This is a genomic window from Rhodococcus sp. Leaf225, assembly GCF_001426145.1.
Lineage (GTDB): Bacteria > Actinomycetota > Actinomycetes > Mycobacteriales > Mycobacteriaceae > Rhodococcoides.
The window spans coordinates 150158-164326 of record NZ_LMRN01000009.1 but is presented as its reverse complement, the minus strand read 5'-3'; the positions used below and the strand labels follow the sequence as shown (position 1 = coordinate 164326).

Sequence of the window (14169 nt, the reverse complement as noted above, 5' to 3'; positions counted from 1 at the left end):
GATGGACCGTCGACTGCCCTGGGCGACAGCGGAACTGGGGCTCGTCCTCGAGCACGGCACCTCGTCGGTGGGCCGGCGGGTGGGCGACCTGGTGCAGCCGGGGCTGCGGCGCAACCCGCGCCGAGCACACCTGCTGGTGTCGACCGTTCTGGGCAAACACATCCCGCAGGACCCGGCCGAGGTGATCCGAGCAGGTGAGCTCCTGGGCTCCCTGTGTGCCGACGTGCTCGCCGGGCACGACGACGGCGTGGTGGTACTCGGATTCGCCGAGACCGCGACGGGACTCGGTCACTGCGTGGCGACGCGCCTCGGCGCACGGTCCTACATCCACTCGACCCGTCGACCCGTCGAGGGATTCGCCGTGCACGGTGAGTTCGAGGAGGGCCACTCGCACGCGACGGATCATCGCCTCCTACCCACCGATCCGGAGCGCGACCTGCCCTCTTACCTCCCGATGGTCCTGGTCGACGACGAGATCTCCACGGGAACGACGGCCCTCGGTGCCATTCGCGCGGTGCACGCACTCGCGCCGCGGGCGCGCTACGTGATCGCCTCGCTCGTCGACATGCGCTCGGCGGATCAGCGCCGCGAGACCGACCGCGTCGCTGCGGAACTCGGGGTGGTCATCGACTCGGTGTCGCTCGCGACGGGCACCGTGCATCTGCCCGACGACATCATCGCCGTCGTGGAAGCGCTACCCGCTGCGTCTGCACCGGTGGATGCTCCCCACCGAGGGACCGTCACCAGGGTCGACGTGCCCTGGCCGGCCGGAGTGCCCGACGGCGGTCGCCACGGTTTTCGGGCCGAGGACGTCGCCGCCTTCGACGCCGCGGTCGAGGAGTCGGCCGATCTGCTGCGACCGCACCTCGGCTCGGGCACCACCGTCGTGATCGGGCACGAGGAACTGATGTACCTCCCGCTCCGCATCGCCCGCGCACTGTCGGACCGCGGAACGCCGACCCTGTTCCAGACCACCACCCGCTCACCCGCTCATGTGCTCGACGAGCCGGGTTACCCGCTGCGGCGCGGCTTCTCGTTCGTCGCACCGGAACCCGCGGCCGGTGGCCGACGTCATCTCTACAACGCTCGGGTACCGGACGAGGAGGCGCCGAGCCCCGTTCTTCTCGTCGTGGATCCGCCCGCGGACACCGAGGCGTTGACGGGTCCGGACGGTCTCGTGGACGCCCTCACCCGCACCGGTATCGACGTCACCGTCGCCGTGGTGGCGGCGGATCCGCACTCGCTGCGGACGGAGTCTCGATGACGGCACCGCTGCACGGTCCGGCGTTCGGGTCCTACGCGGCGGGCGAGGTGTCCTGGCTCCTGAAGGATCTCTCGCACGTCTCGCTGGAGGCGGACACCGCGTCGCGGGAGCAGCAGATCCAATCGGGCGCAGCGCACTACGCCGAGAGCCTGCCCGTCGAGTATCAACCCGATGCCGCCTACCGCGACCTGTTCGCCACCGTCCTGGAGGAGAGCGCGACGCGCCTCGCCACCGCGGTCGGCATCGTCACCGATCTGGTGATCGCCGAGCGCGGTGAGAACCTGGTGCTCGCCTCTCTCGCCCGCGCCGGCACCCCCATCGGCATCCTGATGCGCCGCTGGGCGCGAGACGTGCGCGGTCTGACGTGGCCGCACTACGCCGTGTCCATCGTGCGCGATCGCGGAATCGACTCGGCCGCACTGGATCATCTCGCCCGTCACCACGACCCGGCCGACGTCGTCTTCGTGGACGGGTGGACCGGCAAGGGCGCCATCACTCGGGAATTGACCGCCGCCCTCGACGCGGTGCACCGGGCGGGAGGCCCCCGCTTCGACGACCGGCTCGCGGTACTGGCGGACCCCGGGCACTGTGTGACCACCTACGGCACCCGCGACGACTTCCTCATCGCGTCGGCATGCCTCAACTCGACGGTGTCGGGCCTGATCTCCCGCACCGTGCTCAACGACACGCTCATCGGGCCCGGTGAGTTCCACGGCGCCAAGTTCTACGCCGACCTCGCCGCGGTGGACGTGTCGAACCTGTTGCTGGACAGCGTGTCCGCCAGATTCGACGATACCGCGGACGCCGTGGCAAAGGGACTGTCGACGGTACGGTCCGCCGACCGGACACCGACGTGGAGTGGCTGGGCCTCGGTCGAGCGTGTACGGGAGGAGTACGGCATCAGCACGGTCAACTTCGTCAAACCCGGAGTGGGAGAGACCACCCGCGTGCTGCTCCGCCGGGTCCCGTGGCGCGTTCTCGTGCGCGACGCGCGGGCGCCGGAGCACCGCCACATCCGGATGCTCGCCGAGGCGAGGGGAGTGCCCGTGGACGTCGTTCCCGATCTCGCCTACTCCTGCATGGGTCTCGTCCGGGACGTCTCGTGACCGAGGCGAGGACCGCACTGGTCGCGACCGATCTCGACCGCACGATGATCTACAGCGCCACCGCCTTGGCGGAGGGTCGCACGGACGGACAGGACGACGACGTGCGCTGCGTCGAGTACTACGAGGGCGCTCCGCTGTCGTACATGACCACACGCGCCGCCGACCTGCTCACCAGCCTCGCGTCCGAGGTCGTGGTGGTGCCGACCACGACGCGCACCGTCGAGCAGTTCCGACGCATCGCCCTGCCGGGAGCACCCTGGCGGCATGCGATCACGACCAACGGGGCCACCATCCTCGTCGACGGTGAGCCGGATCTCGACTGGCGCCGCGCCGTCGAGGACGCCGTCGCCGGGTCCGCGGTGCCGCTCGCGGAGGTGACCGCGGAGATGACACGGCGGGGCGACGACTCGTGGGTGCTCACGCAGCGGACGGCGGACGATCTGTTCTGCTACCTCGTCGTGAACGTGGAGACGATGCCCGAGGGTTTCGTCGACGAGTTCGCACACTGGTGCACCGAGCGCGGCTGGGGCGTGTCCCGGCAGGGCCGCAAGGTCTATGCGATGCCCGACGCGGTGTGCAAGTCGCATGCCGTCGCCGAGGTGCGCCGACGGTGCGTGAACGCGGGAACGCTGGAGGCCGACGCCCCGGTGCTCGCCGCCGGGGACGGCGCCCTCGACGCGGAGATGCTTCGTGCCGCGACCGCCGCCATCCGTCCGCGGCACGGTGAACTGGAACTGCTGCAGTGGGACGCCCCCGGGCTGGTGGTCACCGAACGGTCCGGCGGTGCTGCGAGCGAGGAGATCCTGCACTGGTTCCGGGCAACGGCCGGCACGTCGGGCTCCGCCGCTGCCCCGCCGACACACGTACGCTGAATTCGGACGTACCCGACCACCCCGGAAGAGGACGAGACGTGGCTGCACAGCCGTTGACCAAGGGACAGAATGCTCCTCTGTCCACCGCCACCGTTCGCATCGGTCTCGAGCTGACCGCACCGGCGGACATCTCCGCCCTGCTCGTCACCGACAGCGGCAAGGTTCGCTCCGACGCCGACTTCGTCTTCTTCAACCAGCCCTCCGGCCCCGGTGTGCAGCTGGTTCCGGGCCAGGGTGGGCCGCAGGAAGTCGCCGTGACCCTCGCCGCGGTCCCGGCCGACATCACGCAGATCCGAGTCGTCGTCACGCTCGACGACTCGTCGAGCAGCTTCGGACGCGTCTCCGCGCCCACCGCCCACGTGATCGACGGCGGCACCGGTGCGACGCTCTACTCGTACACCGTGGACGGCCTCACGACGGAGTCCATCGTCATCGCGCTCGAGCTGTACCGGCGCGGCGACGGCTGGAAGGTCCGTGCCGTGGGCCAGGGTTACGCGGGCGGGTTCGCCGCTCTCGTCGGTGACCACGGGGTCTCGGTGGACGACGCTTTCGCAGCGGCGCCTGCGCCTGCTGCACCCACACCTCCGCCTGCCGCTCCCACACCTCCGCCGGCCCCCACGCCGCCGCCCGCGGCACCCCCGGCACCTTCTGCGCCCGCGGCCCCCGCCGAGGTGAGCCTGACGAAGGCTCGGCCCGTCAGCCTCACCAAGGGTCAGAAGGTGACGCTGAAGAAGGACGGTGGCGTCGCACTGACCACCATCCGCATGGGCCTCGGTTGGGACCCCATCAAGAAGGCCGGCTTCTTCGGAGGCGGGCGCAGCGCGGACGTCGATCTCGACGCCTCGGCGCTGATGTTCTCCGGCGACAAGCACGCCGACGTCGTCTACTTCGGCCAGCTGCGGTCGAAGGACGGGTCGATCGTCCACCAGGGCGACAACCTCACCGGCGAGGGCGAGGGCGACGACGAGGTGATCACGGTGGACCTGACGCGGGTGCCCGCCCATGTGAGCTCGATCGTCTTCATCGTGACCTCGTACCGCGGGCAGACGTTCGAGCAGGTGGCGAACGCCTTCACCCGCCTGGTCGACAACACGATCAACACCGAGCTGGCACGCTTCACGCTGCAGGGCGGCATGCCGTTCACCGGGCTGGTCATGGCCAAGGTGTACCGAGCCGGGAGCGAGTGGAAGCTGCAGGCGATCGGCGACGGCATCAACGCCAAGCACGCGGGCGAAGCGTTGCCGCAGCTCCGTCCGTACCTCTCCTGACGAGGAGTCGTAGGCTCGGGTCGTGACCTCGTCGAACGATCCCTCCGTCTTCGAGTACGGAGTGGACGGCCCCAAGCTGATCGTCGTGGGCCTCGACGGCTCCGACTCCTCCTGGCGGGCGGCCGCGTACGCCGCCGGACTGGCGCGCCGGCAGCACTCCAAGCTCGTGCTGGTCTACGTGCAGACGCTGGCGGCCGGCGCCTTCGCGCAGGCGAGCGGCGTGGTCTACGACTCGGGGAGCCAGGTGGCGGACCAGCTGCTCACCGAGATCCGCGACCACGTGGTGCGTTTCGGCGAGCACCAGCACGTGAACTGGGAGTTCCGGACGTTCCGCGGCGACCCGGCGATGGGACTCGCCGCCGTCGGCGACGAACTGCGTGCCGACGCGATCGTCGTGGGCACGTCCGAGTCTGCCGGGCACCGCATCTTCGGCTCCGTCGCCGTCCGACTGGTCAAGCTGGGTCGGTGGCCGGTGACCGTGGTGCCCTAGGCGGTGGCGCCGCATCCGCGATCGGAACCTCGACGGGCCGCGGACGCACCATCGCCGGCACCCACGACGGGTACGCGTCGGGTGCTCCGTCGAGCACACCACCGGCCGGATCGTCGTCGCCGCTGCGACGCACCAGATCGTCCACCGGCCGGTAGATCTGCCGCACCACCAGGACACACAATCCGACGACGGCGAGATCGCGCACCAGGACGGTCGCCGTGAAGTACTGCTCGGGCAGACCCTTGTCGGCCACGCCCAGGTAGTACATCATCCGCGGAACCCAGACGAGTGCGTCGATGGTCATCCACGCCAACAGGATTCGCCGGTGCGGCAGAGCCAGGACCGCGAGCGGCACCAGCCACAAGGAGTACTGCGGACTCCACACCTTGTTCGTCAGCAGGAAACCGGCGACCACGAGGAAACACAGCTGCATCAGGCGAGGACGCCGCGGAGCCGTCAGCGCCACCCAGCCGATGGCGAGGCACACGACCACGAAGAGCAGCGCCGTCACGAGATTGAGGATCACCGGCTTCTCGCCGGGACCGAGCGGGCCGTCGAATCCGGCCCAGCCGGTGAACGACCGGGCCACGTTGTAGAGCGAGTCCGGATCGGCGCCGCGGTCGGAGTTCAGTCGGAAGAACTCCGACCAGCCACGCGGAAACAGCAGTGCGATGGGCAGATTGACCAGAACCCACGCCGAGAGCGCCGCCGCCGTGGTCCGCGACCAGTCCCTGATGTTCCCCGTGCGGATGCACAGCACGAGGAGCGGACCGAGCAGGAACAGCGGGTAGAGCTTCGTCGCGCCCCCGATGCCGAGCAGGACACCGGCCAGCACCGGCCTGCGTCGCGCCCACGCCAGCAACCCACCGGAGGCGAATACCGTTGCGAGGGCGTCGAAGTTGGTGAAGACGTGCACGATCACCAGAGGGGAACACGCGGCCAGCGCGGCGTCCCACACCCGACGTCCCGCCAACATCGTGGTCGCCCAGATCGTCACGATCCAGGCGAGGGCGGAGCCGAACGCCACCACGTTGAAATACAGCGCGACCGTGAGCGCCTGCGGCAACCACGGGACCGCAGACCACGCGTGGGCCACCTGCATCGACACGTACTGGTACAGCCCCGCCACCACCGGATACTCCATGTACCGGGTGATCGTGGAACCGTCGGAACCCGTTTCCTCCCACGACTTCTTGTACGGGAACGCGCCCTGATCGAGGCGCTCCGCGCCGTAGAGGGGGACCACGTCGGAGTAGCACATCGCGACGTACTGACGGCTCCCGCTCCAGTCGAGTCCCAGCTCGCCGCCGGGGCCGTTCGGGGCCTGCTGGATGCACGCGGCCTTGCCGAACCAGCCCAGCGCGAGAAACACGACCGTGAACGCGAAGATCACGCGCAGTGGCGTGATGTGGCGCTGCCGCCCCACCAATGCGTGCTTGCCGACGGGGCCGCCGACCACCGTCGACAACTCCGCAACCATGGGGTCGGTCAGACTCGGCCGATCGCGCCGACGAGCGGAGCGTCGATCCGTCGCCAACTCACCCGGACTCGCCAACAACTCGTCGGACGAGTCGTCCCGACCGGCCTCCGGCCTGCCCGCCGAAACTCGACCGGCCTCCGGCCTGCCCGTCGAATCCCGACCGGCCTCCGGCCTGCCCGCCGAATCCCGACCGGCCTCCGGCCTGCCCGCCGAATCCCGACCGGCCTCCGGCCTGCCCGTCACCCCTAGCCGCCGGGCGGCGTGGCCGGCTCCGGAGCCGCCCCGTCGTCGGGCGGGGTGACGGCGGAAGGTTCCGCCGGCGCCGGGGCCAGACCGGGAACCGGGATGGTGATGCCCGGCAGGATCTCGACCTGCGACGGGACGACGACCGGCGGAGCGACGGGCTCCGGCGTCGTGGGCTCCGGCGCTGCGGAAGAGGACGTGGGCGGCGCCGCGGTCCGTGTCGGCGCGGGTGCCGAGTACTGCGGCACACCGGCCTGGCCGGCGATCGCACCCGGTGCGGGGAACGACTCGACGGGCGAGCCCTCGAGGGACGCGTCGAGCGTGTCCTTCCAGATGTCCGACGGAAGTCCGGAGCCGTAGATGGGTCCGCCGTAGCTGTTCTCCAGCGGGAGGCCCTGCTCGGTACCGACCCACACTGCCGTCGCCAGAGACGGCGTGTACCCGACCATCCAGGCGTCCTTGTTCTCGCCGGTGTCACCGAGCTGCGCGGTGCCGGTCTTCGCGGCGGAGGCGCGTCCCTCGGCCAGGTTGTGGCCGTTCGAGTAGCCCGCGATGGGACGCATGGCCGCCGTGACGTTGTCCGCGACGGCAGGGTCGACCCGCTGCTCGCCGGGGTCCGCTCCGCGATCGAGCAACACGGTGCCGTCGGCCGTCACGACCTTCTGCACGAAGTGCGGTGCGTGGTAGGTACCCGATGCGGCGAGCGTCGCGTAGGCGCTGGCCATGTCGATGACACGGGACTGGTACTGCCCGAGCACGATGCCGTTGTTGGGGCCGGCGCCGTTCGGCTCGGTCAGGGTCTCGCCGATGCCCTCGACCTCGGTCGGGATACCGAGGCGGTGCGCCATGTCGGCCACTGCCTGCGGGCCGCCGTCGAGGCTGAGCTGCAACCGGTAGAAGCTCGTGTTGAGCGACCGCTTGAGCGCCTCGGCAATGGTGCAGGTGCCGCAGGACTCGCCCTCGACGTTGCCGATAGAGATGCCGTTGACCGTCAGCGGCGAGCTGTCGTACATCTGCGACAGCGGGATGCCCTGATCCAGAGCCGCCGCCAGGCCGAAGACCTTGAACGACGAACCGGTCTGCAGGCCGGACTGCGCGAAGTCGAAGCCGCGGCCGTCGACACCGCCGTAGTACGAGCGCACCGCACCGGTGCGGGGGTCGATCGACACCGACGCCGTGCGCAGCTCGGACGGTTCGCCCTCCATGTTGGAGTTCACGGCGTCGATGGCGGCCTGCTGATCCTGCGGATCGATCGTCGTGGTGATCTGCAGTCCGGCGGTGTTCAGGTCCTGCTCACTGATGCCCGACGCGGTGAGCTCCTTGAGCACCTGGTTCTTGATCAGTCCGTTCGGGCCGGCGTCGGCGGCGTCGCCGCTGTCCACCGAGGCGAGCGGTCGCCACTGCGGGTACTGCATCGCCTGACGCTGGGTCTGATCGAGCGCACCCATCGTGACCATGCCGTCGAGGACGTAGTTCCAGCGGCTCTGCGCACCCGTCGGGTTGTTCTCCGGATCGAGTCCGGAGGGCTGCTGGATGGTGGCCGCGAGCACGGCACCCTCCTCGACGCTCAACTGCTCGACGGGCTTGTCGAAGTACGCCTTCGACGCCGCCGCGATGCCGTACGCGCCGCGGCCGAAGTAGATGGTGTTGAGGTACGCGGCGAGTATGTCGTCCTTGGTCCACTGACGCGCCATCTTCGAGGAGATGACCAGCTCGCGCATCTTGCGGGTGAGCGTCCGCTCGGACCCCACGAGCGCGTTCTTCACGTACTGCTGCGTGATGGTGGATCCACCACCGGCGCTGTCGCGCCCGAGCACGTTGTCGCGAGCGGCGCGTGCGAAGCCGGTGACCGAGAATCCGGGGTTGGAGTAGAAGTCGCGATCCTCGGCCGACAACACCGCATTGCGGACGTGCTCGGGGATCTGTCCGATCTCGACGTCGGTGCGGTTGCCCTCGGGAGGGACCACCGTGCCGAGGACGGACGTTCCGTCCGACGCGAGGACGGTGGCGACCTGGTTGGTCTTGATGTCACCGGGGCGCGGAACGTCCTCGACGACGTACGCGACCATGAACACCAGGACCGGAACGACCATGCCCAGCGCGATCAAGCCGTACAGCGTGCGCCGCAGGACCTTCCACTTCGACTTCTTCTTCGTCTTCGTGGCAGTACCTCCTGATGGCGGTTCGGTGGGTCCTCCACCGAACCGGTCCCGGTCACCGTCGGCGTCGCCACGCGAGTGGGACGTCACGGGCCGGGAAAGTGGAACGTCGGTCGCCCGTGGATCGTCCGAGTACGGGCGCGGCTGCGAGAACGCCTGCGACCGCGGCGGGGGCGCGGTCGGGGGAATCTGGGTGGTGTCCGGTCCACGATCGTCGTAGGACGGCGGACCGTAGGCCGGGCGCCGCGGGTGATCGGCCGGCGGCCAGCTCGGCGGGGGACCACCGGGGCCGTCCCGGCGAGGCGCACGCGGTGGGGGTGGGCCCGACGGCCGCTGCTGGGGATCGCGGACCGGCTCGTGGCTCGGGCGCCCGTGACGCGGTGGTTCCCCGGGCCCGTCGGGTCGACCGTGGCGGCCGGACGGACGCCCGCGATCGTCACCGGAACTGTCGTAGGGGGAACTCACTCACGTACTCCACTGTCAGGACGCACGTGTGACCAGGTGGCGACGGTCACGTGTGCGTCGGGCTCGTTCGACTCGGTTGCGCGGGGGACCACCGACGGACGGTACCGCCGACGACCTGCATCCGTCACTCACTGGCCGTGCGTCGGCGGGAGGCGGAGCGTGTGCGGGGGCTCTTGGGCGCCGGAACGGCCCCCAGGACGTACGACTGCACGAGGTGGTTCCAACTGCAGGTTCGGCAGACCTCGACGACGTGCACGGAGAACTCCTCCTGCGTGCCGGCGAGTCGGGTGAGCTCGTCCGCGGTCCGGGCCGAGCCGTTCATCGTCCCGAGCTTCTCCCCGAACACCCAGGAGACCAGCGTGAGCTGCTCCTTCCGGCAGATGGGGCACGCCACGGTGGACGGCCGACCGTGGAACTTCGCCGCTCGGAGGAGGTAGGGATCGGCGTCGCAGACCTGGGCCATCGCCGTTCGTCCGGAGTAGACCTCGGCGAGCAGCGACTTGCGCTGCAACGCGTAGTCCACCACCTGCCGCTGTGATCTCACGGTGACCAGAGTACGTGCGCCGTCGAGGTGGGGTGGTGCTCGACCCCGTCCCGTGCGCTGGAGCGGAGCCGTGGAGCCGGAGCACTCGAGGGACCCGGTCCACGGGCCTACCATCTGGCGATGCCGACGGTCCGATCTGTGGGTGTCAGAGCGCGTGACCAGGACAGAGTGCACGCGTGCGCCGCGCTGGACCGTGCGCTCGCGGACGGCCAGATCGACGCCGAGGAGCACGCCACCCGCATCGCCCTCGCCACCGATGCACGTGGGCTCGAGGACCTCCACGATCTGATCGGCGATCTGCAGGGCGAGTCGGACCTGGCTCCGATGGCGTCGCCCGGGGCGGCAGCCGCGGGGCTCTCCCGTCGGGGTCGGCCGAGCGTGCTGAGCGCGGTGATCCGGTGGGCTGTTCTCCTGGTCGTCGCCGCACTCCTGTTCTTCGGTGTCCGCGCCTGTGCGTCCGACGACAGCGCGACCGGCACCTACGGCTCGGCCGGCAACCTCGAACCGCGCGCGATGGACGACATCGTGGCGTCGACGGGCATGCTGCTGGGAACCACCGTCGTCGACGAGCTGATGTTCTACTCCGAGTACGCGCTGCTGAGGGCGCCGAGTCCCGACGATCCGGGCCGGGAGAGGCGTTATCAGTACCGCGACGGCGAGTGGAGACAGTCGGACGACGCGGACAGGGACCGTGAGACGGCGACCGTCGACCTCGCCGACCTGGGCCCCGGCGTGCTCGGCGGGTTGGTTCTGGGCGCCGGCGCGAGCCTGAACATCGCCGAGATCGACTCGCTGTACCTGTTCGTCCGTGACACCGGCGCCGGCCCCGCGATCAGCCTGCACGCGAGCAACGAGGCCGCTAACGAGGACGGATACCTCGAGGCGTCCCTGTCGGGCGACTTCCTCAGCGTCACCCCGTTCGATCCGACCGCGTAGGAGACGACGATGGCGACCGGACAGGATCGACGGCTGCGCGCCCGTGACATCGATCGCGCGGTGGTCGCGACCGCTCTCGACACCGCGTACGCGGACGGGCAGCTGACGTTCGACGAGCACCGGTCACGGGTGGCGGCGGCGAGAACGGCGACGACACTGGGCGATCTCCACGCGTTGGCCGCCGATCTGCAGGCGGACGTACCGCTGCCCGAGGCGGTACGGCCCGCACCCGGACCGTCCCGGCGCCCGGTGATCGTGGGTCTGCTCGTGGTGGTCCTCGTCCTCGGAGTCGCCGTAGTCTTGGCGGTCCGCGGATCCGATGCACCGTCGTCGCCGAGCGTCACGGCTCCGTCGTCGTCCGTCGGCCCGGGAGCGACGGCCGCGGGCACCGCGACGCCGATCGTCGCGCGACCCTTCGTGTTCGACACCCCGGAGGGCCTGGCCGACTTCCGCGACCGGTGGATCACACGATTCGGCGACCCCGAGGTCACCGAGTTGGTGCTGTACCCGTCGGACGATCGCGCCTCTCTGACGCGCCTCGCCGAGAGCGACCGCGTGCGCGACGTGTCGGTCCGCGGCGGCTTCGAGGAGTCCACCGCCACGAGCCCGAGGGAGACGGACGAGCTGCCCTTCGACCTCACCGTGCTCGACGTCGCGGCACTGGCGGGCCTGATGGCGGGTTCCGCGTCGTTCGTCGAGGTACCGGACGCGTCGGTCACCCACGTGATCGTGCGCAACGAGGGAGTGCCGGAGGTACTGGTCTACGCCGCGGATGCGGACGGCCGCGGTGGATACCTGCAGGCCACCCTGGCCGGTGAGGTCACGCGGGTCAGCCCCCACCGTCCCTGACGGGGCCCGTGTTCATGTTCTCGACAGTTACATGTACCCCCATATATCGGCCCGATACATGTGGCGGTTATAGTGAGCGAGCGTCATCTCGACGCGGACTCGGGTCGGAACAGGAAGGGGACCGCACATGCTCGAACTGGCGATCCTCGGCCTGCTCCTGGAGACACCCATGCACGGTTACGAGCTTCGTAAGCGACTCACCGGACTTCTCGGTGCCTTCCGGGCCTTCTCGTACGGTTCGCTCTACCCCACCTTGCGTCGTATGCAGGCGGACGGGCTCATCGTCGAGAACCCCGGAGTCCAGGGCGCCGTCAAGCGTCGGGCACGTCGTGTCTACGAACTCACGCCGGCCGGCCGAGCTCGGTTCACCGAGCTGGTCGCGGACACGGGTCCGCAGAACTACACAGATGATGGATTCGGCGTACACCTGGCCTTTTTCGGGCGCACCCCCGCTGAGGCGCGGATGCGGATACTCGAAGGTCGGCGTCGCCAGGTCGAGGAGCGCCGTGAGGGGCTCCGCGACGCCATCGGCCGAGCAAGTGGGTCGTTGGACAGGTACACGCGCGGATTGCATCAGCTCGGCCTCGAGTCGAGCGAGCGCGAAGTGCGGTGGCTCAACGAATTGATCGCTGCCGAGGCAATGGCGATCACTTCGGAGAGTCCACCGCCCGCACCCACGACCGACACCTCGGCCGTGGCACACCCGGAGAGCACGTCGGCTCCGGCCACCCGATACGGAAAAGAAGGAGAACCCGACCATGAGTGACAACAGCACTGCGGTGCGCGTGGCCATTGTGGGCGTGGGTAACTGCGCGTCGTCCCTGGTTCAGGGCGTGCAGTACTACAAGGACGCCGACGAGAACACCACCGTTCCCGGCCTCATGCACGTGAAGTTCGGCAAGTACCACGTCCGCGACGTCGAGTTCGTCGCCGCGTTCGACGTGGACGCCAAGAAGGTCGGCTTCGATCTGTCCGAAGCCATCTTCAACAGCGAGAACAACACCATCAAGATCGCCGACGTGCCCCCGAGCGACGTCAGCGTCCAGCGCGGCCCGACACTCGACGGCATCGGCAAGTACTACTCGGAGACCATCGAGATCTCCGACGCGGAGCCGGTCGACGTGGCGCAGGCACTGCGTGACGCGAAGGTCGACGTGCTCGTCTCCTACCTGCCCGTCGGATCCGAAGAAGCCGACAAGTTCTACGCGCAGGCCTGCATCGACGCGAAGGTCGCGTTCGTCAACGCGCTGCCCGTCTTCATCGCGTCCGATCCGGTCTGGGCCAAGAAGTTCACCGACGCCGGTGTGCCCATCGTCGGCGACGACATCAAGAGCCAGGTCGGTGCCACCATCACCCACCGCGTCATGGCCAAGCTGTTCGAGGATCGCGGCGTCCAGCTCGATCGCACGATGCAGCTGAACGTCGGCGGCAACATGGACTTCCTCAACATGCTCGAGCGCACGCGCCTCGAGTCGAAGAAGATCTCGAAGACGCAGGCCGTCACGTCCAACCTGCAGCGTGAGTTCAATGCGAAGGACGTGCACATCGGCCCGTCCGATCACGTCGGCTGGCTCGACGACCGCAAGTGGGCCTACGTCCGCCTCGAGGGTCGCGCGTTCGGTGACGTCCCGCTGAACCTCGAGTACAAGCTCGAGGTCTGGGACTCCCCGAACTCCGCCGGCGTCATCATCGACGCCGTGCGCGCAGCGAAGATCGCTCAGGACCGCGGAATCGGCGGACCTGTCGTGCCCGCGTCCGCGTACCTGATGAAGAGCCCGCCGAAGCAGCTCGCCGACGACATCGCTCGTCAGCAGCTCGAGGCGTTCATCATCGGCTCCGACGAGCAGTAGCCACTCGCGAACGTCCCGACGGGGTCGTCACGGTCGATCACTCGGCCGCGGCGGCCCCGTCGGCGTCTCACCGGTCGAGCGGGCCGTCGGGGACGCCGAGCAGGTACGACGTGGTGCCGCGGACACCGTCGGACACGAACACCTGGAACGTCTGATCGCAGGTCTCGGTACCGAAGCGGACGACGGCGAGTCGATGATGCGCACCCGTCACGCGCGGCCCCCGCGGAGGAGACGATTCCGTGAGCGGTCGGCGACGTGCGGACGCCGCCGCGTCGTGCTCGTACGTCACGACGGTGCCCTCGGTGGTGACCACGCCGACGGCCGTGATCGGTTCCGTCGCACTCGTGGACAACACCGGCGTGATCACGATCTCCCCCACCTCGTGGTCCCCGTCGGTGACGACGATGGTGAAGCGATCGGAGCCGAAGGACGACGGGTCGTCCTCCCACCGGTCCACGGACGCCGTACGCGAGTAGGTGAACATCCCGTCGGACGCGACGTCCGCGGTACCGCAGGACGGGCCGGAACCCAGTCGGTGGCTCCGCTGTGGGCACAGGGGCGAGGCGACGGACCCCGCCAGCAGGCAGGCCGTGACGGAGGTTCGAGGCATGGGGTCGCTCCTGAGGGTCGTGCGCCGGCCGGG

Annotated in this window: 13 protein-coding genes; 9 read left to right on the top strand and 4 right to left on the bottom strand. The window is 69.4% G+C overall.

Features of this window, described 5'->3' with window-relative positions; translation table 11 throughout:
• Nucleotide 1 precedes the first annotated feature (1 nt).
• Genes ASG69_RS05115 through ASG69_RS05095 form a run of 5 tightly spaced genes read left to right on the top strand, consistent with a single transcriptional unit; the run spans nucleotide 2 to nucleotide 5000 of the window.
• The gene (locus tag ASG69_RS05115) at nucleotides 2-1264 is read left to right on the top strand and encodes a phosphoribosyltransferase family protein (protein WP_235578859.1); all 1263 of its coding nucleotides are present in this window, start codon (nucleotides 2-4) and stop codon (nucleotides 1262-1264) included.
• Nucleotides 1261-2370: a cysteine protease StiP family protein gene (locus tag ASG69_RS05110; protein WP_056440927.1), complete on the top strand. Its 1110-nt coding sequence runs from the start codon at nucleotides 1261-1263 to the stop codon at nucleotides 2368-2370. The genes ASG69_RS05115 and ASG69_RS05110 overlap by 4 nt, the downstream gene beginning before the upstream one ends.
• 44 nt (nucleotides 2371-2414) lie before the next feature.
• Nucleotides 2415-3242 carry a hypothetical protein gene (locus ASG69_RS05105; RefSeq protein WP_056442152.1) on the top strand — a complete coding sequence of 276 codons (828 nt, stop codon included), beginning with the start codon at nucleotides 2415-2417 and terminating at the stop codon, nucleotides 3240-3242.
• 38 nt (nucleotides 3243-3280) lie between these two features.
• Complete coding sequence (locus ASG69_RS05100) at nucleotides 3281-4510, top strand: TerD family protein (RefSeq protein ID WP_235578858.1); 1230 nt, start codon at nucleotides 3281-3283, stop codon at nucleotides 4508-4510.
• A 22-nt stretch (nucleotides 4511-4532) separates the two neighbouring features.
• Complete coding sequence (locus ASG69_RS05095) at nucleotides 4533-5000, top strand: universal stress protein (RefSeq protein ID WP_027506008.1); 468 nt, start codon at nucleotides 4533-4535, stop codon at nucleotides 4998-5000.
• On the opposite strand, the gene ASG69_RS05090 is transcribed toward ASG69_RS05095, so the two are convergent.
• The 3 genes from ASG69_RS05090 to ASG69_RS05080 form a co-directional block, all read right to left on the bottom strand.
• Nucleotides 4963-6480, bottom strand: coding sequence for a glycosyltransferase family 87 protein (locus ASG69_RS05090; protein WP_082544267.1), 1518 nt, complete (start codon nucleotides 6478-6480; stop codon nucleotides 4963-4965). The two genes, ASG69_RS05095 and ASG69_RS05090, sit on opposite strands and share 38 nt — an antisense overlap.
• A gap of 245 nt (nucleotides 6481-6725) precedes the next feature.
• Nucleotides 6726-8816 (bottom strand): transglycosylase domain-containing protein, encoded by a 2091-nt coding sequence (locus ASG69_RS05085; protein ID WP_081821327.1) that lies wholly within the window; start codon nucleotides 8814-8816, stop codon nucleotides 6726-6728.
• Nucleotides 8817-9471: 655 nt separating this feature from the next.
• Nucleotides 9472-9891 (bottom strand): DUF5318 domain-containing protein, encoded by a 420-nt coding sequence (locus ASG69_RS05080; RefSeq protein ID WP_056695695.1) that lies wholly within the window; start codon nucleotides 9889-9891, stop codon nucleotides 9472-9474.
• A gap of 138 nt (nucleotides 9892-10029) precedes the next feature.
• On the opposite strand from ASG69_RS05080, the gene ASG69_RS05075 reads away from it, so the two are divergent.
• The 4 genes from ASG69_RS05075 (at nucleotide 10030) to ASG69_RS05060 (ending at nucleotide 13526) form a co-directional block, all read left to right on the top strand.
• Nucleotides 10030-10827 (top strand): DUF1707 SHOCT-like domain-containing protein, encoded by a 798-nt coding sequence (locus tag ASG69_RS05075; RefSeq protein WP_162246736.1) that lies wholly within the window; start codon nucleotides 10030-10032, stop codon nucleotides 10825-10827.
• A 9-nt stretch (nucleotides 10828-10836) separates the two neighbouring features.
• Nucleotides 10837-11676, top strand: coding sequence for a DUF1707 SHOCT-like domain-containing protein (locus tag ASG69_RS05070; RefSeq protein ID WP_056440921.1), 840 nt, complete (start codon nucleotides 10837-10839; stop codon nucleotides 11674-11676).
• Nucleotides 11677-11803: 127 nt separating this feature from the next.
• The gene (locus ASG69_RS05065) at nucleotides 11804-12442 is read left to right on the top strand and encodes a PadR family transcriptional regulator (RefSeq protein ID WP_027506004.1); all 639 of its coding nucleotides are present in this window, start codon (nucleotides 11804-11806) and stop codon (nucleotides 12440-12442) included.
• Nucleotides 12435-13526, top strand: a complete 1092-nt coding sequence (locus ASG69_RS05060; protein WP_027506003.1) for an inositol-3-phosphate synthase — start codon at nucleotides 12435-12437, stop codon at nucleotides 13524-13526. Before ASG69_RS05065 ends, ASG69_RS05060 begins: the two co-directional genes overlap by 8 nt.
• Nucleotides 13527-13593: 67 nt before the next feature.
• Here the strand turns inward: ASG69_RS05060 and ASG69_RS05055 are convergent, their stop codons facing one another.
• Nucleotides 13594-14136, bottom strand: coding sequence for a hypothetical protein (locus ASG69_RS05055; protein WP_056440918.1), 543 nt, complete (start codon nucleotides 14134-14136; stop codon nucleotides 13594-13596).
• Between the last annotated feature and the right edge of the window lie 33 nt (nucleotides 14137-14169).